An 18,444-nucleotide genomic window follows, 5' to 3' on the forward strand; every position below is an offset into this window, starting at 1 on the left:
ATCCTCTTTATTTTACTTCAAATGATTTTAAGTTGTCGCGACGGATTTTATCTTTTTCTGCATCTGATTTTTTGAAATCATAATCATATAAAGCGCCTTCCCAATCGCCATACATTGGATTCGGGAAAATAATGAATTTCTCACCAAATTGTACTTTTGAATCTTCTACTGTTTGGTTACGATCTTTTACAGATTTTCCATCAAAACCTGTGAAATCAGATAAGTTATCACCGAAGAATAAGACAATATCATGAGTTTGAGAAACGAGTTCACGGCGTTTTTCTTTTCCTTTTTCTTTCGGATCTTGTAGTAATATATGTTCTTTCGTTGCTTGAGGAGCACCTACACGCTCAAGATTTTTAATTGTTGCATCTAGTTGGTTCGTTTTACGATTTGAGATATAGTAAATATCTACACCTTTAGACTCTGTATATTTTAAGAAATCAATTGCGCCTGGAAGGGCTTCAGCCTCAGCTTTGTTAATCCAATCATCCCATTTGTAAGGATAACCTTTGCCTGTTTTTACGCTCATTGCTTGATGAGGACTGTTATCTAAAACAGTTTCGTCTAAATCAAGTACGATAGCAGGTTTTTTCTCTGTCCCTTTTGCAAGAACTGCATCAAGTTTTAATTGACCAATGTTGTACCCTTGGTAGTAAAGTGCTTTCGTTTCACCGGCTGTTTGATACCATAAATCAGCCATTAATTGTTGTTCTGTTAATTTTACTTTCTCTTCTTTCGCCACTGTTTTCTCTGGTGTTCCTGAACATGCTACAAGTGATGTAGATAGAACCGCTACAGATAATAAAGTGGTAATGCCCCTCTTCATCTTCATATGTATCCTCCTTGATGTTAGAAAATCATTTTATATTATATATTAAAATATAATATTTTTATATGAACATTTGCATATTGTCTTTTATATATATAGTAGTATGTCCTATATTAGAAAGATGAGCAAAATAATAACAGTTGTTTTGACAAGTTTAATTGTCGAAATGACAATTATAATTGACAAAGAGCGCTTTATTATTTACAATTTTAACTAAATAGAACAAATGATGGATTAATGACGGTGTTTACATATAAGAGGATGAAGTGTAGCGCTATATTTTGTCTTGAATAAACATAGTCTTTGAAAGAGAGTACGAATGATACTAAAAGGGAGGCTTTAAACTTTGAGTTTACAAATTCAAAACTTAACGAAACAATTTGGGGAATCAAAAGCTGTTAACGGTTTACAAATTTCGTTACCAAAAGGTGAAGTACTAGGGTTACTTGGACGAAATGGTGCAGGGAAAACAACAACAATCAAAATGCTTCTCGGATTATTAACGCCTAATGAAGGTTCGATTACGTGGGATGGAAAAGCATTTGGGAATAGTGGCGTAACAATTGGGTATTTACCAGAAGAAAGAGGTTTATATACAAAAAGTAGAGTAATAGACCAGCTGCGATATTTTGGTAGATTAGAAGGGATGTCGAAGAAAGAAGTAGATCACGCTATTGATCACTGGTTAGAGCGTTTAGCGATACCAGAATATAAATTTAAAACGGCTGGAGAGCTTTCAAAAGGGAATCAGCAAAAAATCCAATTAATTGCTGCTCTTCTTCATAATCCGGAACTTCTCATTTTAGATGAACCATTCAGTGGCCTTGATCCAGTTAATGCCGGGATGTTAGCTAGTATTATTGAAGAACAAGTACAGAGCGGAAAGACGATTATTTTATCAAGTCATCGTATGGAACAAGTAGAGGCTTTTTGCCAACATGTATGTATTTTGAAAAAAGGTGAAGCAGTCGTAAAAGGACAGCTAAGTGATATTAAGAAAGAATACGGTTTCCGTAATTTAACGATTGAAGATACAGTAGAGAATGAAAAGGGATTAGAAGCTATACATGTATCGTATGAAAAACAACAAGGCCTTCTTTATGTGAAAGTACAAGGCGATGCGGAAGCTCTCGAGATTTTGCAACAGTTGCAAGAGCAAGGTGTTAGCTTACGACAATTTAAAATGTTAGAGCCGACGTTAAACGAAATCTTTGTAGAGAGGGCGAAATAACGATGCGTAAATTTTCTCACGTATTTTCATTTTATTTTAGGGAAGCGTTTTTATCTAAAAAATCATTAATTACGAGTGCGATTTTATTTTTAGTTGTGTTTGGGATTTTTGCATTTAATCATTTTACTTCAGGCGATGATAAAAATAAGGATAAAGATAAAATTGCAGTTGTAGTAGAGAGTTCCACATATAAAGTACAAAAAGATGAGCTAAATAAGCTATTGCCATCAGCAAAAATAACACTGGGTTCAAAGGATGATTTTGATAAACTGCATAAGCAAGTAGAAGATGGCGATTTAGATGGTCTATTCCATGTGACGGAAAAGGGTGGGGCTCCATCGATTACATATATGTATAATGGATTTCCAAGCCAAGCAACTTCCGCAATTATGGCAGGATATTTAAAGCAACAATATACGATGGTGACGATTGCCAAAAATAATGTTTCACCAGAAATTGCACAGCAATTACAAACAGAAATTCAAGTAAAGCAAGAAGCGATAAAAGATCGTACATCTTCTTTCGGAATTGCCTATTTCTTTACATTTGCTTTATATATGTTTATTGTAGCGTTCGGAAATACAATCGCAATGAATATTGCATCTGAAAAGGCGTCACGTGTAATGGAAGTAATGCTTCCGAAAGTGAAGCCTCTTACAATGATGTATGCGAAAATTTTAGCGGTTGTTTCAACGGCGTTATTGCAACTTGTCATATTGGCGTGTGGTTATCTTATTCCATATTTGTTGGGTTGGGTTGATTTAGAAAGTGCCTCACTATTTGGTATTCCAATTGACTTTACGAAATTAGATGCAAAGGTTATCAGCATGTTTCTTGTTTATTTCATTACGGGATATTTACTATATGCGATGATGTATGCTGCTGCTGGAGCTGTCGTGTCTAAGACGGAGGATTTACAAGCTGTATCTTTCCCGGTAATGATTTTAATTATGGCTGCATTCTTCATTAGTATTAAATCATTAAGTGATCCGAATAGTACTATCGTTGTTGTAAGTTCTTACGTTCCATTTTTTACACCGATGGTTACCTTCTCACGTATTGTAGCTGGTGAAGCAGGTATGCTAGAAATTACGATAACATTAGCGGTCTTATTGGCGACAATTGCGGTATTAAATGCTGTTACAAGCCGCATTTACGTAAACGGCGTAATGAATTACTCAGATAAAGTTAAATTTAAAGATTTAGCGAAATTTATAAAGCGTCAATAATGAGAGAAAAGCATGATTTCCTATTGAAATCATGCTTTTTCTTTATGTATAAATTAAAAATAGTATATAATAATAAGAGTTGTCTTTTAATAGAATGAATAAAAAGGAGGGTGTGCAGATGGGGATTAGTAGTCGTTTTACAGTAGGTGTTCATATGCTGACATTACTTGCGATAGATCGAAACTCTCGCTGTACCTCTGAATGGATTGCCGGTAGTGTGAATACAAATCCAGTTGTGATTCGTCGCATTACAGGAATGTTGAAGAGAGCAGGACTTGTTGATGTACAAGCTGGTAAAGGTGGTACGACACTTGCTCGAGATTTAGAAGAAATTACATTACTTGATGTATATAAAGCAGTGGAAGTTGTAGAAGAAGGACAGCTATTTTCCTTCCATGAAAATCCCAACATTGAATGTCCAGTAGGAGCTAATATTCAATCAGTATTAGAAATTATTTTAATGCAAGCGCAAGAAGCGATGGAAAACGTACTTGCAAATGTAACGGTAGATCAATTAGTTACAAATTTAAAGTCTAAAATGAAAGAATAAAAAAGCGAGCTTCCTCATAATGAGGGCTCGCCTTTTTTTATTCAGAAATATTGAAAATTCTATTTTTCAGTATTTAAAATGAATTTACCTACGATAGCTGCGAAGATACCACCAAGAATTGGTGCTACGATGAATACCCATAGTTGAGAAAGTGCTTCTCCACCAACAAATAAAGCTGGTGCGATACTACGAGCTGGGTTAACAGATGTTCCAGTTAACGGAATTCCTAATAAGTGAATTAAAACTAATGTGAAACCAATTACTAGTCCCGCTAAAGAAGAACTGCCTTTTTTACCTGTTACAGCGACGATAACTAAAATGAATACGAAAGTTAAAATGAACTCAACTAAAAATGCTCCAGATAAACCAAGAGTTCCGAAACCATTTTGTCCTAAATTATCTAAAGGTGTTTTAGCAGATTTTAAAATTGTTACTAACGTTGCAGTTCCTAATAAACCACCTAAAATTTGAGCTAATACATAATAACAAAGTTCCATAGCGTTCATTCGTTTGTTGATGAACATAGCTATTGATACTGCTGGGTTAATGTGACATCCAGAAATTGTTCCGATGCTATATGCCATAGCTACAATAGATAGACCGAAAGCCATAGCGATTCCTAATGTTCCAATTCCTTCAATTCCGCCGCCAGTGACAGCTACTCCAGTTCCGAATAATACAAGTACAAATGTACCAATAAATTCAGCGATTGCTTTTTTTAACATAATTTACCTCCTATTAATGCGCATGAAACGTATTATAACATAAGTTTTAGTATAAACAGCCAATGAAGTACTATTCTGATAAGGCGAAATAGGGGGACAATAAAAAAGGGTATGGTTCATCTCTATAGAACCATACCCTTTTTTTATGCTGATTTTTTCTGTTTAACGACTGGAACAGAACGGTTTAAAATACTATTTGCAACCATTCCTAACATAATAATAATCATTCCAATGAGGGAAAGTCCTCCAGGGAATGAACCATTTAAGAAAATGATTTCGCCAAGCACGGTAAATACCATCGTTCCAGCTTGTGTTGCTTCAACTGCCCCGAGTAAGGCGAGGTTATCTTTTGCTAAGTCAGTAGCAAAGAAAAATGTCATCGTTGCAATAACGCCGGAACATAATGCTAATAAAAGCCCTTGAAGCATTTGGCTGGATGTTGGAATGCCAGTAGTAGAAAATCCATATACACCAAGCAAAATTGTTATAGGAAGACTTCCAATAGCCATTCCTAATACACGTTGGAACGTATCAAGGCGTCCGCCAACAAGTTCCATCATTTTTCGGTTACCGAACGGATATAAGAAAGCGGCTAATACGACAGGTAAAAAACCTGAAATGAACTGAGTCATTGTAATATGGCCTGCTGCAGTTGCTTGCATACAAATTACACCAAGTAAAATAAATAATGCAACATATAAGCTACGAAGTGGAATTTTTCCACGTACAAGTTTCGTACCTGATTTTGTTTCTATTTTCACGAAAAATAGTGGTGATAGTAGTAAACCAGCTAAAATCGTAACTTGCCAAGTTCCAGCAACGAGCCAAGCTGGAGAAAAGACAGCTGCGAAACTTAATAAAGAATAAAAACCAATACCTGCAACGGAACCCCATCCGATCCATGCTAATGGATGTTTTTTTAATTCTTCCCATAATCCCCTAAAGTTTTTGCGAAATAAAACGATAAGGAATAAAATAGGAAGAGCAAATAAAAAACGGAAGGAAGCTGTCCAAGCCCAGCTCGTTCCAGATACATTCATTGCTCTATTAATAATAAAGGTTGCAGAAAAAAAGGCAGATGATAAAAGACCTAATAAAATTGCGCGCATAAAGTATAGCACTCCTTTCGAAAATAAATAATTATGTATAGTATGATATACTTTAATTAAATAAAAGTAAACTATTTTATACTTTAAGGTGGTTTTATATATGAAAGAAAATGAAGATATACAAACGAAAGAAGTCATTCAACAAGTTGGACAGTTATTGAGACAAATTCGAAATGAACAGAAATTAAGTTTAGAAGAATTAGCTCATAAAACAGGAGTAAGTAAATTAACATTAGGAAAAATTGAAAGAGGGGAAACAAATCCGACGCTAGCTGTCATTTGGAAAATAACGAAAGGGTTATCAATTCCTTTATCCAGATTGATGGTTGTTGGAGAACCTGTAGCTGTTGCGCGCTGTGGAGAAGGATTTGCAGTAGATGAAGGACAAGCGTGGCATTTAGAAACGATGTTCCGTTATACGAAAGAAACAGGGATGGAAATGCACCGTGCTTGTTTACGATCAAATAGTATATATGAACCAGAAGCTCATCATGAAGGTGCGATTGAGCTTGTAACGATAATGAAAGGGAAAGTGTCTATTCAAGTGGAGAATGATGTATACGAATTAAATGAGTTTGATTCCATCCAATTTGAAGCGAATAAGAAGCATGTTTATAAAAATGAAGAAGAAGAAGTGGCGGTATTACATTTAACGATGAAATATTCTTCATGAAAAAATCACCTATAGAATTCTATAGGTGATTTGCTCTTCTTAAGTATATGAAATGATACCATTAGTACGAACGTGGCATAAGTAATAAACAAATGAAATAAACTAAAAATCCTGTCCCAAAACATAAAACAGCAATAACCCAAATGATACGAATAAGAGTAGAGCTAATATCAAAATATTCTCCTAAACCACCACATATACCAAATAGCATTTTATCAGTTTCGGATTTACATAACTTTTTTGACATATTCCAATCAACTCCTTTTTATATCAAACTGCATACTTTTATTCTATATGGAAATTTATGAGAAGACTATGGGGTTGTATTACATTTTTTTTTGAGAGACGATCATATTAATTGTCTTAATTTTCAGTGGATATTAAACTTGTAGTTATGAGGTGATTTTTAATAAAGGGTGGGGAAATAGGGATGACAGTATATTGGTTGACTAATGTAATGCTTGAATCAAGGTATACATATGAAGAAGAGAGAATTTCGCGAACAGAAACAGAATTATGTAGTTTACTCATTGAAGATGGACGAATTAAAAAAATTATAGAAGGGGTTGTTCAAGAAGAAGATATAGTAATGCTTGATGCTAAGCACTTATTGATGTTGCCAGCTTTCGAAGAGATGCACATTCACATTGATAAAACATATTATAGTGGCCCCTGGAAAGCTTGTAAGCCAGCAGAAAGTATTTTTACACGTTTTAATGAAGAAGAAAAAATTTTACTAAAGCAATTAGCAACTGCTCAAGATAGAGCGGAAAATATGCTAGAGTTACTACTGCAAAATGGTGCAACGAATATTAGAACGCATTGTAATGTTGATCCGATTATTGGACTTGGTAATTTGGAGGCGACGTTAGCGGCATTAGAAACATATAAAAATCGAGTGTCTAGTAGAATTGTTGCGTTTCCGCAACATGGATTATTGCGCAGTAATTCTGTGCAACTCGTGAAAGATGCGATGCGTATGGGTGCTCATCTAGTCGGAGGAGTAGATCCAGCTACAGTGGATAATGATATTGAAAAATCATTACATACAATTATGGATATCGCAGTAGAATTTAATGCGGATGTTGATATTCATTTACACGATGAGAATAATCTTGGAACGTTTACGATGAAGAGATTGGCAAGTTTAACAGAAGAAGCAGGGTGGCGAGGGCGTGTAACAATTAGTCATGCACTTGGACTTGGTGGTGTTACTGATAAAGAGGCTGAAGAAGTGGCAGAAAGACTCGCAGCTGTAAATATTGATATTACTTCAACAGTACCAATTGGTAAACAAGTAATTCCAATTCCGTTATTAGATAAAAAAGGTGTTAAAGTTTCATTAGGAAATGATAGTATTACAGATCATTGGTCACCGTTTGGAACAGGTGATATGCTTCAAAAGGCAAATCGATTAGCAGAGCGTTTTGGATGGAGTGACGAAAGGTCTTTAGGAAAAGCAATTCGCTTTATTACGGGAGGAAAAGAAACGTTAAATAATGAAGGGAAGCGGGTATGGCCGAATGTAGGGGATGAAGCGAGCTTTGTTTTGACAAATGCGACATGCACTGCTGAAGCGGTAGCACGCCAAACAGAAAAAAGTTTAGTCGTGTATAAAGGAAATATTGTTGTTGGAAGCTTAAATGAGCTGGAATTCAATAATCTTGTGTAGAAGAATCGTTTAAATACCTTGGGGAGGGTTCTAATTGTGAATATAGAACTCTTCTTTTTTATTCTTACAATATATTTTTTATAGGAAAGCTAGAAGGGATGGACATTTTGGACAATCAACATAACCAAAATCATATTATGGGAACTTTGCAATGGTTTATATTTCTATTAGCAAATTCAATCGCACTACCAATTGTCGTTGGTGGATTATTTCATTTTACGACGGAAGAAATATTTTATTTAATGCAGCGTACGTTTTTTGTAGTTGGTATATCTTCTTTCTTACAAGGATGGATTGGGCATAGACTTCCAATTGCGGATGGACCAGCTGGATCTTGGGTTGGTGTATTTACAGTACTTGCTTATGCAACTGCCGGACAAGATCAATTGCATAGTACACTGCAAATTTTAGAGTTAGGAATGATAATCTCCGGTGTTATTTTAATAGGATTAGGAGTAACTGGTTTTATAGGACGTATTTTATTTTTATTTACGCCAGTTGTGACAGGGACGTTTTTACTTTTATTATGTTTACAATTAAGTGGTGTATTTTTAAAAGGAATGCTAGGAATTACAGCTACTATTTCTCAAATCGATGGATTTACAGCGATAATTGCGTTTAGTATATTTTTGTTCGTTATTATACTGTCTAATTTTGGAAGAGGTTTTATCAAAAGTTATGCAGTTTTAATAGGATTAATTAGCGGGTGGATTATTTTTCTCATTGCAGGAAAAGTGACGGTTCCATCTCAAGTAACTCATTTTGTACAACTTCCACAAATGTTTGCTTGGGGACTTCCAAAATGGAATACTGGTATGGCAGTATCCAGTTTCGTTATGGTATGTATTTTAGTTTCAAATACAGTGGCAGCTATTATAGCGATTAATCAAGCTACCATTCATAAAGCAACTATTGAACAAAAACAGTTGAAGGATGGTACGTGGGTTGGAGGGATTTCGCATATCATTTCCTCCGTATTTTCAACTGTAGGTATCGTTCCGTTACCAGCAACGGCAGGATTTATACGCTTAACAAAACAAAAATATATACGATCGTTCTTAATGGCATGTGCGTTACTAGTCGTAATGTCTCTTTTTCCAAGTATTATTCGTTACTTAGCATCTTTACCATCGGCTGTCGCATCGGCTGTTTTAATGGCTTCGTTCGTACAATTAATTGGAATTGGATTTAATAATATAAAACAAGTGCCGATGAGTGAAAGGAATGTAACGATTTTAGGAGTGGCAGTATTATTTGGAAGTGGCGTTATGTTTTTACCGTCTGGAGCACTCCAATCCTTGCCGTCTGTTATGCAATATATATTCGGTAATGGTTTATTTGTAGGTACGGTTGTAAGTATATTGCTAGAACAAATATGGTGCGCTGGAAAGTAAGTGGATAAAAAGAGTGTACGCACTGTATAAAAGTCTAAAATAACATAGGAAATAAAGCCCATTTTCATTCACCACCTGCACATTTCGTTCATACAATATCTTGACTAAATAAACACCCAACTTACACATACACAGCTCTGGCTTAAGCAAGGAGGGTTATACCAGTTGAAGGAAAAAGCGTATCAATCTAAACCTTTACTCACAAAGAGAGAAAGAGAAGTATTTGAATTACTGGTTCAAGATAAAACAACGAAGGAAATTGCAGGTGAACTTTTTATAAGTGAAAAGACAGTTCGCAACCACATCTCAAACGCAATGCAAAAGCTAGGGGTTAAAGGACGTTCACAAGCAGTTGTGGAGCTTCTTCGTATGGGAGAGCTCGAACTATAAGAAAGCAGCCGACTTTTATACAAAGAGTCGGCTATTTTTTTGTTTGCTTCACTTGCTATATGAATGATAAGAACACTCCATACATAAATAGGTAATAAGGAGGGGATAAGTTGAAAAGGATACTGTTAGTTTCAACAAGTGCTCATGATATGAATGGACACCCGACTGGTTTGTGGCTTGAAGAGCTCGCAGCTCCTTATCATTTATTTAAAAAGGCTAAGTTTGATGTTGATATTGTGTCAATAAAAGGCGGGAGAGTACCTATAGATAGAGTGTCTATTCCGAATGGTATACCTCGTGAATTCAAGCATGTAGCTTCTTTATTGCAAAATACGAGGCCGATTTCAAATGTTCATTTCTCGGATTATGATGCGGTTTTATTTGGTGGTGGCCACGGGGCGATTGTAGATTTTCCAGGTAATCCATATGTAGCAAATTTAATTGAGAATATGTATAACGATAACCGGATTGTAGCGGCTGTTTGTCACGGAGTAAGTTCCTTTGTCGGTGTGAAAAATAAGGATAGCTCGTTTTTTGTTGCCGGTAAGCGTATAACAGGTTATACAAACGATGAAGAAAAAGCTGTACATTTAGAAAAGCGCGTTCCGTTTTTGTTAGAAAGTAAGTTGAAAGAAGAAGGAGCTTTGTTTTATGTAGCTCCCAATTTTACGCCGCATGTGGTAGTAGATGGGCATTTAATTACAGGACAAAATCCACAGTCTAGCGTGGAAATAGGTAAGGCTATAAAAAGGGCTGTAAATAAATTATAGAAAAGGTGCTCGCTACTCATAAAGGTAGCGGGCATTTTTATCCCGCTATTTGCCGAGCAGCCCGTAAAAGCCCAATTGGTGAGGGTTGATTAAAGTTTCACTTTATCCTAAAATTCCCCCCTCAAAATTGGTTTGTAACCGTCCAGTTGGTGATAATGGATTATAGTTTTTTATGTATAGTATATGAAAATGTAATAAACTAAAAAGGCGTAATAAGTATAATAACTTCATTTATAATCATTCGTGAATTTGCTATACTATTTTGTATGGACAAAAGGGGAGGCTCTTTTAAATGAGAAAAGTCGCATGTGCAAATACTTATATTAATAAAATAAAGCCCGTTATTAGAAAGACGAGTTTTAGCCAATTGAAAATAGATGAAATTGCGAAATATATGGATATTAGTAAAGCTACTTTATATAAACGTTTTTCTTCGAAAGATGAAATTATTGAGGCGGTAGTAGAGGATTTCATGAATTATCTACTCGAAGGTGATGTGGATAATCAAGATGAAAGCATGTCTTTTGCAGAACGTTTCCAAAAGACGTTTATCCACTCTTTAAAATGTGTGACATATATTTCGGATGTTTTTTTGCAAGATTTGAAAGAAGCATATCCGCATTTGTCAGATCAATTAGTCGCTGCACAACAAAATCGTAATCATAATTTGCAAATGTTTTTTGAAGCGGGTATGGAACAAGGCTACTTTAATAAGATGAACGCACAATTATTTATGGTGCAAGATGATGTGATGTTAAGACGTATTATAGATCATTCTTTTTGTATTCAGTACGATATTACGTTAAAGAAAGCGATACTTGATTTTTATCAATTGAAGAAGTATCAACTTTTTAAACCAGAGTATATAGATGCAATTGATAATTCGGAAATTGAAAAAGAAGTTATTGCTATTTTGCAAATGATTTCGTAAAAAAGCAGATCTCCCTTAATAGAGGGAAATCTGCTTTTTTAGTACATATTATTTTTGCAACTGTTTTAATACTAATTCGGCTACTGGACCACCTGAAGCTGGGTTTTGACCAGTGATAACACGATTATCTTCTAAAGCATAAGCTTCCCACGGTTGCGCGGCTTTTTCGTAAAGTCCTCCATTTTTAATGAGTTCATCTTCTGTTAAAAATGGAACGAATTGATCTAATTCAGCTAATTTTTCTTCTTCATTTGAAAAGCCTGTTACCTTCTTACCACTAATTAAACGATCCCCATTACTTAATGTAATATGAAATAAACCAGCAGCTCCATGACAAACGGAAGAAACAATTCCGCCGTTTTCATAAATGTTGCGGCAAATATTTTGAAGTTGTTTATTTTCTGGGAAGTCCCAAATAACCCCGTGACCACCTGCGTAATAAATAACAGCGTAGTCTTCTGGATTCACTTCACTCGGTTTCATTGTAGAACCGAGGCGATTCATAAACTCTTTCTTTTGATACCATTCCCAATCGACGCTCTCCGCCATTGCTAAACTATGTGGATCAATTGGTGTATAACCGCCTTGTGGGCTGACATAATCGACTTCGTAACCCGCTTCTTCTACTTTTTTTACGAAATGTACAGCTTCACCAAGCCAAAGTCCGGTAGCCCTATTTAAATTTGGATATTTTTCTACACTTGTTAATACAACTAACATTTTTTTCTTCATCATAATCCTCCTATAATGTCTCTTCTATATAAAAGTTCTGTATTCGTTTCGTTTTATTAAGTTAAAAAATGCAAATTTGAATAATCATGCCAGTCCTTTTCATATCGGATTCGAAATTAGTGTATAATAAATTTCGAACAAAGTAAACTAAAAAGACTAAATTAGTTTATTTTGTATATTTTTCGTTGACAAACTGTAATGCTGAAACTATGATAGTTCCATGAATATCGAACAACATTCTTGTTTCGTGTCGAATTCAATTTACCCCGCTATTTTCCGGGCAGTAAGACCCCCACCTCAAAATTCAGCGGAAGCAAAGAAGTTAGGTGGGGGATCAACTGCCCGTAAAAGTCCGATTGATGAGGGCTGGTTAAAGTTTCACTTTATCGCGCGATAAGGTAATACCTTTTATACATTTAATGAAGTTGTTTAGTGGTGATACAACATTTAAATAACTTCATTTTTTTATCTATAGTTTGACAGTTTTAAAATTGCAATCAGGAGAGTGTTACACATGGGGAAAGATATAAGTAACCATTCGAAATGGTTTGTTTTTACATTATGTTTTATTGTTTTGTTAGGACCGATGAACGCTGTGTTATTTAATGTAGCGCTAGAGGATATTGCCAATGATTTATCAATTAGTCAATTGAAAGTAAGTTGGGTTGTAGTAGGGTATTCTTTAGTCGTCGGTATCGGTTCGATGATATATGGAAAACTGGCTGATCGTTACAGTGTAAAAAGGCTATTAATTATTTCTATTATCATATTTGTAGCGGGTTCTATTGTTGGTTTTTTGAATCAATCTTATGAGATTATCATTTTCGCAAGGTTAGTGCAGGCGAGCGGAGGAGCAGCGTTTATTGCGCTTAGTATGATTGCGGTGGCGAAATTAGTTGCTCCAACTAAAAAACCGGGTGCGTTAGCAATGATTAGTTCTTCTATTGCATTAGCAGTTGGTATTGGACCTTTAGTTGGTGGGGCAATTACAAATACGTTAGGGTGGCCGTATTTATTTTTATTTATGGTTATTTCAATGGTTGGTATTTTCTTGCTCGTAAAATTTATGCCAGAAGAGGTGCAACATACCGATGAAGTGTTTCACTTGGATTTCATTGGAGCAGTTTTATTATTTGTATTGATTACGACCGTTTTATTAGGAGTGAATATTAATAGTTGGCTTTTTTTGTTATCTGTTGCTTTCCTATTTTTATTCAAGGCTCATATGAAGAGAGCAGAGTCGCCGTTTATTGATATTGAGTTGTTTACAAATAAACCATTACTGCGTTTAATAGCGGTCGGATTTATCATTAATGTGGCGTTATGTGCTAGTTTATTATTATTACCATTACTGTTAGGAAGAGGGCACGGATTGTCTCCGTTCGTTATTGGAATTGTATTGTTTGTTGCATCTCTCTTTGGTATTGTATCTAGTTTTATTACCGGAAAGATTATTCCTGCGTTTGGGAATGTGAGGATGATGTATGTAGCGTCTGTAGTTATGATCATTGGCTTTTTAATTTTAGGGATTATTCCAGACGGGAACTTACTCTTTATTTTATTTGCGGTTATTTTAACATTTATGAGTTATTCGGCAATTCAAGTATCATTAAACACATTTATTCCGAAAACATTAAATCCAGCTAAAGTTGGAGTTGGCCTTGGTTTATATAATTTAATTAACTTTTTCGGTATGGCATTCGGACCAGCTGTAGCGAGCAAAATTATGGAATCTACAAATAGTTATCGATTGAATTTTATTTTGATCGTCATTTTAATTTCTGTTCATTTCGTCTTATTAATGGGAATGTCTTCTTTTCAAAAAAAGATGGATCAATGAATATGCACTTTATATAGAAGAAACCGACTTTCTTATAGAAGGTCGGTTATTTTTCTATCTTGCAAATTATGAAAAAAAGGAGCAAAATAAAAAAGGTCCTAGTCTATACATGGGCAAATGAAAATTTTCATACAGAAGCATTTGAAGTGAGCGAACTTAAAGTGTGTAAAATATAATGATAAACATAAAAGATGATGAATGAGAAAATGGGTGATGAAGTTGAATAGAGCAATCGGTGTTATCGATTCAGGAGTTGGCGGTTTAACAGTAGCGAAGGAATTAATTCGTCAGTTGCCGAAAGAGCGTATCATATATTTAGGAGATACAGCACGTTGTCCTTATGGTCCACGTTCTCGAGAAGAAGTACGTCAATTTACGTGGGAAATGACGGAGCATTTACTAGATTTAAATATTAAAATGTTAGTTATTGCGTGTAATACAGCAACTGCGGTTGTATTAGAAGAGATGCAAAAACAATTACCAATTCCAGTAGTGGGAGTTATTCACCCAGGATCACGTACAGCTTTAAAAGTGACAAACACGTATCATGTTGGGATTATTGGAACGATTGGAACTGTGAAAAGTGGTGCATACGAAGAGGCGTTAAAGTCTATTAATAACCGTGTTATGGTAGAAAGTTTAGCTTGTCCACCTTTCGTTGAACTTGTAGAGAGTGGGAATTTCGAAAGTGAAATGGCGTACGAAGTTGTAAGAGAAACGCTGCAACCACTGAAAAGTACCGATATTGATACCCTTATATTAGGGTGTACACATTATCCGATTTTAGGACCTGTTATTAAAAAAGTAATGGGAGATAAAGTACAACTAATTAGTTCTGGTGATGAAACAGCACGTGAAGTAAGTACAATCTTATATCATAGTAAAATGTTGAATGAAGGAGAAGAACAAAGCGATCATCTCTTCTTAACAACAGGAAAAATAGGCTTGTTTAAAGAAATTGCATCAAAATGGTTCGGTCAACCGATTGAAAATGTGAAGCATATTCATTTAGAAAAAGAATAATAGTAGAATTCATATAAGTAAGCTCCTGAGAAATCAGGAGTTTTTGTTTATCCCGCTATTTTCCGGGCAGTAAGACCCCCACCTCAAAATTCAGCGGAAGAAAAGAAGTTATGTGGGGGATGAACAAAACTCCCACTGATTAAAGTTTCACTATATAAGAGGCACAGCTTGTTCTAAAATGTGAAACGGCTCGTATACATAATAGTACAAACTTAGATTTTAGGGGGGAATGGCATGCCTAAATCCACTTTTAAATGGGTTGTTGGTGCTACTGTGAGCGCTGTTTTACTAACAGGGTGTGGCTTTATAAATCAGGAGAAAGCAACTGAACAAATTGATCCGCCAAAACAAGTTACGTATACAGAGGGTGGGAAGAAAGAAGTAGCTAAAAAAGATAAGCAAGGGCAAATGGTAAATAGAGAACTATACCTTGTTGATAAAAATGGTTATGTTGTACCACAAACGTTAGCTATACCTACTCCGAAAGCAAATGAGACTGTGAAGCAAACGTTAGAATACCTTGTGAAAGATGGACCGGTAACGAATTTATTACCGAATGGGTTTCGTGCAGTCATTCCGGCGAATACAACGATGACTTTAGATTTGAAAAAGGACGGGACGGCAGTTATTGATTTCTCTAAAGAAATGAAAAACTATGCGAAAGAAGAAGAGCGTCAAATCATTGAATCTATAGCGTGGACGTTGACGCAATTTACAGAGATAAAACAAGTGCAGTTCCAAATAAATGGTGAGAAATTGGCGAAGATGCCGGTTGCTGGTACACCGCTTGGTGAAGGAGTGAGCCGTGCAAATGGTATTAACTTCGATGATGAACAAGTAGCAGATGTAACAAATACAAAACCAGTCACACTGTATTTTATGGCGCAAAATAATAATAAACAGCAATATTACGTACCAGTAACGCGCCGCGTTGCTGAAGGAAAAGAAAATGATTATGCAGCAATTATAGATGAGCTTGTAAAAGGTCCGATTCATCAATCGCTCCTGAATGATTTTAATCCAGGCGTTAAGCTTATTACGAATCCGAAATTACAAGACGGAAATCTTACATTAAACTTTAATGAAAATATATTTGTAAACCCAGATAAAAATATGATTTCAAATTACGTATTGAAGTCGTTAGTTTTATCTTTAACAGAAAAGAAAGGTGTGAAAAATGTTTCTATTGAAGTGAATGGAAAAGCAAATCTTATAGATGAAAAGGGCGGAAAGTTAATAAAACCTGTAGATCGTCCAGAAAACGTGAATACAGGTAGTTTTTAATCTTGAATAATTTGATATACTTAAGTAAGAAAGGAGAATTGCTTTTTGGGTTCTCCTTCTTTTATTGTATACATATCATACATTTAAAATTGGCTATACTAACGAGTAGTAATTAAGAGGAGGTTATTTTTATGCGAGTAGATGGTAGAGAGAAAACAGAATTACGCCATATACATATTCATACGAATTATTTAAAACATCCAGAGGGATCTGTATTAATTGAAGTTGGGGATACAAAGGTGATTTGCTCAGCGACAATTGAAGAGCGTGTACCACCGTTTATGCGTGGAGAAGGAAAGGGCTGGGTAACAGCTGAATACGCGATGATTCCGCGTGCAACAGAACAACGTACAATTAGAGAGTCAAGCAAAGGGAAAGTAACAGGACGTACAATGGAAATTCAGCGTCTAATTGGACGAGCATTACGTGCGGTAGTTGATTTAGAAGCGCTTGGCGAGAGAACAGTTTGGATTGACTGTGATGTTATCCAAGCAGATGGTGGAACGAGAACAGCGTCTATTACAGGTGCATATGTAGCGATGGTACTAGCTTTTGAGAAGTTATTACAAGCAGAAAAAGTATCTAAAATTCCAGTAAAAGACTATTTAGCAGCAACGTCAGTAGGGATTGTTGAAGAGCAAGGTGTTGTTTTAGATTTAAACTATGCAGAAGATTCTAAAGCAGACGTTGATATGAACGTGATTATGACTGGAAAAGGCCAATTTGTTGAAGTGCAAGGAACTGGAGAAGAAGCGACGTTTAGTAGAGCGCAGTTAAATGAACTACTTGATGCTGCGGAAAAAGGCATTTTCCAACTGATTGATATGCAAAAAGAAGCTTTAGGCGACATCGTATCTCATATAGAGTAGAGGTGGAAAGTATGAAACAAGTTGTTGTAGCGACAAAAAATATGGGTAAAGTACGTGAGTTTGCTGAGTTATTTGAGCGATTTGATTTAGAAGTAAAATCATTACACGATTTTCCTCATATTGAAGAAGTTGAAGAAACAGGTGAAACATTTGAAGAAAATGCGATCTTAAAAGCGGATAGTTTGAGTAGACAGCTGAATTCGATCGTAATTGCGGATGATTCGGGTCTTATTGTAGATGCTTTAAACGGAAAACCAGGAGTGTATTCAGCGCGTTTTGCTGGTGAACCGAAAAATGATCAAGCAAATATCGATAAAGTGTTACAAGAATTAAATGGCATTGACTTTGAAAAGCGTAAAGCACGTTTCTATTGTGCATTAGCAGTTGCTTTCCCTGAAGGTGATAAAAAGCCTGTCATTGTAAATGGGACATGTGAAGGATTTATTTTAGAACAAAGCCGCGGAGAAAATGGTTTTGGATACGATCCGATCTTTTATGTGGAAGAATACAAAAAAGCAATGGCGGAATTAAGTTCAGATGAGAAAAATGCTATTAGCCACCGTGGTCGTGCTCTTCGTAAGTTAGAAGAAAAAATCCCGGAATGGTTTTTAGGAGAATAAGGGAGAGAGTATGATGAAAGCTTTAATCGTAAGCGATAGTCATAGCTCTGTGAAGGAATTACAGCAGTTGAAAGAGAAATATGAAGGGAAAGTAGATATCATGATTCATTGCGGTGATTCAGAGCTAACGCCTGCTCATGAAGAAATGCAAGGTTTCCGTGTTGTAAAAGGAAACTGTGATTATGCTAACTTTCAAGATGAAATTGTAACTGATGTAAATGGAATTCGCTTCTTAGTTGTGCATGGACATCGCCATAATGTGAAAATGACATTACAAACGCTAGCGTACCATGCGGAAGAAGTAGGAGCGCAAGTTGCATGCTTCGGACATTCTCACGTATTAGGTGCGGAATTAATCGACGGCGTTTTATTTATTAATCCAGGCAGTATTTTATTACCACGTCAGCGTGTAGAAAAGACATTTGCTGTATTAGAAATGGATGAAAATCAAATGGAAGTTCGTTTTGAAACATTAGACGGACAACTAGTTGAACAAGCAGTTTTTAAAAGAGGATAATAAAATTTATCCTCTTTTAAAAAAGGTGTTGACTTTATGTATGGTTATACATA

General features: G+C 35.6%; 20 protein-coding genes. 15 read left to right on the forward strand and 5 right to left on the reverse strand.

The features are described from left to right. Nucleotides 1–7: 7 nt before the first annotated feature. A complete protein-coding gene (locus tag MHI28_RS24455) occupies nucleotides 8–835 on the reverse strand; it encodes a 5'-nucleotidase, lipoprotein e(P4) family (RefSeq protein WP_000782773.1) in 828 nt (275 codons plus the stop codon). A gap of 343 nt (nucleotides 836–1,178) precedes the next feature. Between MHI28_RS24455 and MHI28_RS24460 the strand changes: the two genes are divergently transcribed. The 3 genes from MHI28_RS24460 to MHI28_RS24470 all read left to right on the forward strand — a co-directional run bounded on the left by MHI28_RS24460 (nucleotide 1,179) and on the right by MHI28_RS24470 (nucleotide 3,842). Continuing rightward, nucleotides 1,179–2,063, forward strand: coding sequence for an ABC transporter ATP-binding protein (locus MHI28_RS24460; protein WP_000058118.1), 885 nt, complete (start codon nucleotides 1,179–1,181; stop codon nucleotides 2,061–2,063). Nucleotides 2,064–2,065: 2 nt separating this feature from the next. After that, nucleotides 2,066–3,292 (forward strand): ABC transporter permease, encoded by a 1,227-nt coding sequence (locus MHI28_RS24465; protein ID WP_001224985.1) that lies wholly within the window; start codon nucleotides 2,066–2,068, stop codon nucleotides 3,290–3,292. Nucleotides 3,293–3,410: 118 nt separating this feature from the next. After that, nucleotides 3,411–3,842 (forward strand): Rrf2 family transcriptional regulator, encoded by a 432-nt coding sequence (locus MHI28_RS24470; RefSeq protein ID WP_000512998.1) that lies wholly within the window; start codon nucleotides 3,411–3,413, stop codon nucleotides 3,840–3,842. A gap of 59 nt (nucleotides 3,843–3,901) precedes the next feature. Here MHI28_RS24470 and MHI28_RS24475 read toward each other — a convergent pair whose 3' ends face one another. Together MHI28_RS24475 and MHI28_RS24480 are read right to left on the reverse strand one after the other, a co-directional pair. Beyond that, nucleotides 3,902–4,567, reverse strand: coding sequence for an aquaporin (locus MHI28_RS24475; RefSeq protein ID WP_000913211.1), 666 nt, complete (start codon nucleotides 4,565–4,567; stop codon nucleotides 3,902–3,904). 143 nt (nucleotides 4,568–4,710) lie between these two features. Next, entirely contained in the window at nucleotides 4,711–5,676 is a 966-nt protein-coding gene (locus tag MHI28_RS24480; protein WP_001201632.1) for a DMT family transporter, read from the reverse strand. A 100-nt stretch (nucleotides 5,677–5,776) separates the two neighbouring features. Between MHI28_RS24480 and MHI28_RS24485 the strand changes: the two genes are divergently transcribed. Next, nucleotides 5,777–6,349: a helix-turn-helix domain-containing protein gene (locus tag MHI28_RS24485; RefSeq protein ID WP_000661914.1), complete on the forward strand. Its 573-nt coding sequence runs from the start codon at nucleotides 5,777–5,779 to the stop codon at nucleotides 6,347–6,349. Between the two features lie 61 nt (nucleotides 6,350–6,410). Here MHI28_RS24485 and MHI28_RS24490 read toward each other — a convergent pair whose 3' ends face one another. After that, the gene (locus MHI28_RS24490; RefSeq protein WP_000038411.1) at nucleotides 6,411–6,596 is read right to left on the reverse strand and encodes a PspC domain-containing protein; all 186 of its coding nucleotides are present in this window, start codon (nucleotides 6,594–6,596) and stop codon (nucleotides 6,411–6,413) included. Between the two features lie 183 nt (nucleotides 6,597–6,779). Here MHI28_RS24490 and MHI28_RS24495 point away from each other — a divergent pair, with 183 nt between their 5' ends. From MHI28_RS24495 to MHI28_RS24515, 5 genes are all read left to right on the forward strand, one after another. Beyond that, complete coding sequence (locus MHI28_RS24495; protein ID WP_000219573.1) at nucleotides 6,780–8,021, forward strand: amidohydrolase family protein; 1,242 nt, start codon at nucleotides 6,780–6,782, stop codon at nucleotides 8,019–8,021. Between the two features lie 98 nt (nucleotides 8,022–8,119). Beyond that, on the forward strand, nucleotides 8,120–9,415 hold the full coding sequence (locus MHI28_RS24500; RefSeq protein ID WP_002162482.1) for a purine/pyrimidine permease: 1,296 nt from the start codon (nucleotides 8,120–8,122) through the stop codon (nucleotides 9,413–9,415). A gap of 165 nt (nucleotides 9,416–9,580) precedes the next feature. Continuing rightward, complete coding sequence (gene gerE / locus MHI28_RS24505) at nucleotides 9,581–9,805, forward strand: spore germination transcription factor GerE (protein WP_000659484.1); 225 nt, start codon at nucleotides 9,581–9,583, stop codon at nucleotides 9,803–9,805. Between the two features lie 149 nt (nucleotides 9,806–9,954). Beyond that, nucleotides 9,955–10,575, forward strand: coding sequence for a type 1 glutamine amidotransferase domain-containing protein (locus MHI28_RS24510; RefSeq protein WP_044784586.1), 621 nt, complete (start codon nucleotides 9,955–9,957; stop codon nucleotides 10,573–10,575). Between the two features lie 292 nt (nucleotides 10,576–10,867). Beyond that, nucleotides 10,868–11,506, forward strand: coding sequence for a TetR/AcrR family transcriptional regulator (locus MHI28_RS24515; protein WP_001233033.1), 639 nt, complete (start codon nucleotides 10,868–10,870; stop codon nucleotides 11,504–11,506). A gap of 48 nt (nucleotides 11,507–11,554) precedes the next feature. On the opposite strand, the gene MHI28_RS24520 is transcribed toward MHI28_RS24515, so the two are convergent. Further along, nucleotides 11,555–12,238: a type 1 glutamine amidotransferase domain-containing protein gene (locus MHI28_RS24520; RefSeq protein ID WP_000728522.1), complete on the reverse strand. Its 684-nt coding sequence runs from the start codon at nucleotides 12,236–12,238 to the stop codon at nucleotides 11,555–11,557. 514 nt (nucleotides 12,239–12,752) lie between these two features. On the opposite strand from MHI28_RS24520, the gene MHI28_RS24525 reads away from it, so the two are divergent. From MHI28_RS24525 to MHI28_RS24550, 6 genes are all read left to right on the forward strand, one after another. After that, nucleotides 12,753–14,078 (forward strand): MFS transporter, encoded by a 1,326-nt coding sequence (locus MHI28_RS24525; protein ID WP_000513860.1) that lies wholly within the window; start codon nucleotides 12,753–12,755, stop codon nucleotides 14,076–14,078. A gap of 213 nt (nucleotides 14,079–14,291) precedes the next feature. Then, on the forward strand, nucleotides 14,292–15,101 hold the full coding sequence (racE, locus tag MHI28_RS24530) for a glutamate racemase (protein ID WP_000774005.1): 810 nt from the start codon (nucleotides 14,292–14,294) through the stop codon (nucleotides 15,099–15,101). Between the two features lie 234 nt (nucleotides 15,102–15,335). After that, complete coding sequence (gene gerM / locus MHI28_RS24535) at nucleotides 15,336–16,385, forward strand: spore germination protein GerM (RefSeq protein ID WP_001126744.1); 1,050 nt, start codon at nucleotides 15,336–15,338, stop codon at nucleotides 16,383–16,385. 131 nt (nucleotides 16,386–16,516) lie between these two features. Further along, nucleotides 16,517–17,254: a ribonuclease PH gene (gene rph, locus MHI28_RS24540; protein ID WP_001261763.1), complete on the forward strand. Its 738-nt coding sequence runs from the start codon at nucleotides 16,517–16,519 to the stop codon at nucleotides 17,252–17,254. An 11-nt stretch (nucleotides 17,255–17,265) separates the two neighbouring features. Beyond that, nucleotides 17,266–17,874, forward strand: coding sequence for an XTP/dITP diphosphatase (locus MHI28_RS24545; protein WP_000815948.1), 609 nt, complete (start codon nucleotides 17,266–17,268; stop codon nucleotides 17,872–17,874). Nucleotides 17,875–17,887: 13 nt separating this feature from the next. Further along, on the forward strand, nucleotides 17,888–18,391 hold the full coding sequence (locus tag MHI28_RS24550) for a metallophosphoesterase (protein ID WP_000645510.1): 504 nt from the start codon (nucleotides 17,888–17,890) through the stop codon (nucleotides 18,389–18,391). Nucleotides 18,392–18,444: the final 53 nt, after the last annotated feature.

Source organism: Bacillus sp. FSL K6-0268, from assembly GCF_038005425.1.
Lineage (GTDB): Bacteria > Bacillota > Bacilli > Bacillales > Bacillaceae_G > Bacillus_A > Bacillus_A thuringiensis_S.

What these genes read in the sequence shown, in the direction of transcription:
- MHI28_RS24455 (WP_000782773.1), bottom strand. Translation starts at nt 835, where the DNA reads ATGAAGATGAAGAGGGGCATTACCACTTTATTATCTGTAGCGGTTCTA.
- MHI28_RS24465 (WP_001224985.1), top strand. Translation starts at nt 2,066, where the DNA reads ATGCGTAAATTTTCTCACGTATTTTCATTTTATTTTAGGGAAGCGTTT.
- MHI28_RS24470 (WP_000512998.1), top strand. Translation starts at nt 3,411, where the DNA reads ATGGGGATTAGTAGTCGTTTTACAGTAGGTGTTCATATGCTGACATTA.
- MHI28_RS24475 (WP_000913211.1), bottom strand. Translation starts at nt 4,567, where the DNA reads ATGTTAAAAAAAGCAATCGCTGAATTTATTGGTACATTTGTACTTGTA.
- MHI28_RS24480 (WP_001201632.1), bottom strand. Translation starts at nt 5,676, where the DNA reads ATGCGCGCAATTTTATTAGGTCTTTTATCATCTGCCTTTTTTTCTGCA.
- MHI28_RS24485 (WP_000661914.1), top strand. Translation starts at nt 5,777, where the DNA reads ATGAAAGAAAATGAAGATATACAAACGAAAGAAGTCATTCAACAAGTT.
- MHI28_RS24490 (WP_000038411.1), bottom strand. Translation starts at nt 6,596, where the DNA reads ATGTCAAAAAAGTTATGTAAATCCGAAACTGATAAAATGCTATTTGGT.
- MHI28_RS24495 (WP_000219573.1), top strand. Translation starts at nt 6,780, where the DNA reads ATGACAGTATATTGGTTGACTAATGTAATGCTTGAATCAAGGTATACA.
- MHI28_RS24500 (WP_002162482.1), top strand. Translation starts at nt 8,120, where the DNA reads ATGGACATTTTGGACAATCAACATAACCAAAATCATATTATGGGAACT.
- MHI28_RS24510 (WP_044784586.1), top strand. Translation starts at nt 9,955, where the DNA reads ATGAATGGACACCCGACTGGTTTGTGGCTTGAAGAGCTCGCAGCTCCT.
- MHI28_RS24515 (WP_001233033.1), top strand. Translation starts at nt 10,868, where the DNA reads ATGAGAAAAGTCGCATGTGCAAATACTTATATTAATAAAATAAAGCCC.
- MHI28_RS24520 (WP_000728522.1), bottom strand. Translation starts at nt 12,238, where the DNA reads ATGAAGAAAAAAATGTTAGTTGTATTAACAAGTGTAGAAAAATATCCA.
- MHI28_RS24525 (WP_000513860.1), top strand. Translation starts at nt 12,753, where the DNA reads ATGGGGAAAGATATAAGTAACCATTCGAAATGGTTTGTTTTTACATTA.
- racE (WP_000774005.1), top strand. Translation starts at nt 14,292, where the DNA reads ATGAAGTTGAATAGAGCAATCGGTGTTATCGATTCAGGAGTTGGCGGT.
- gerM (WP_001126744.1), top strand. Translation starts at nt 15,336, where the DNA reads ATGCCTAAATCCACTTTTAAATGGGTTGTTGGTGCTACTGTGAGCGCT.
- rph (WP_001261763.1), top strand. Translation starts at nt 16,517, where the DNA reads ATGCGAGTAGATGGTAGAGAGAAAACAGAATTACGCCATATACATATT.
- MHI28_RS24545 (WP_000815948.1), top strand. Translation starts at nt 17,266, where the DNA reads ATGAAACAAGTTGTTGTAGCGACAAAAAATATGGGTAAAGTACGTGAG.
- MHI28_RS24550 (WP_000645510.1), top strand. Translation starts at nt 17,888, where the DNA reads ATGAAAGCTTTAATCGTAAGCGATAGTCATAGCTCTGTGAAGGAATTA.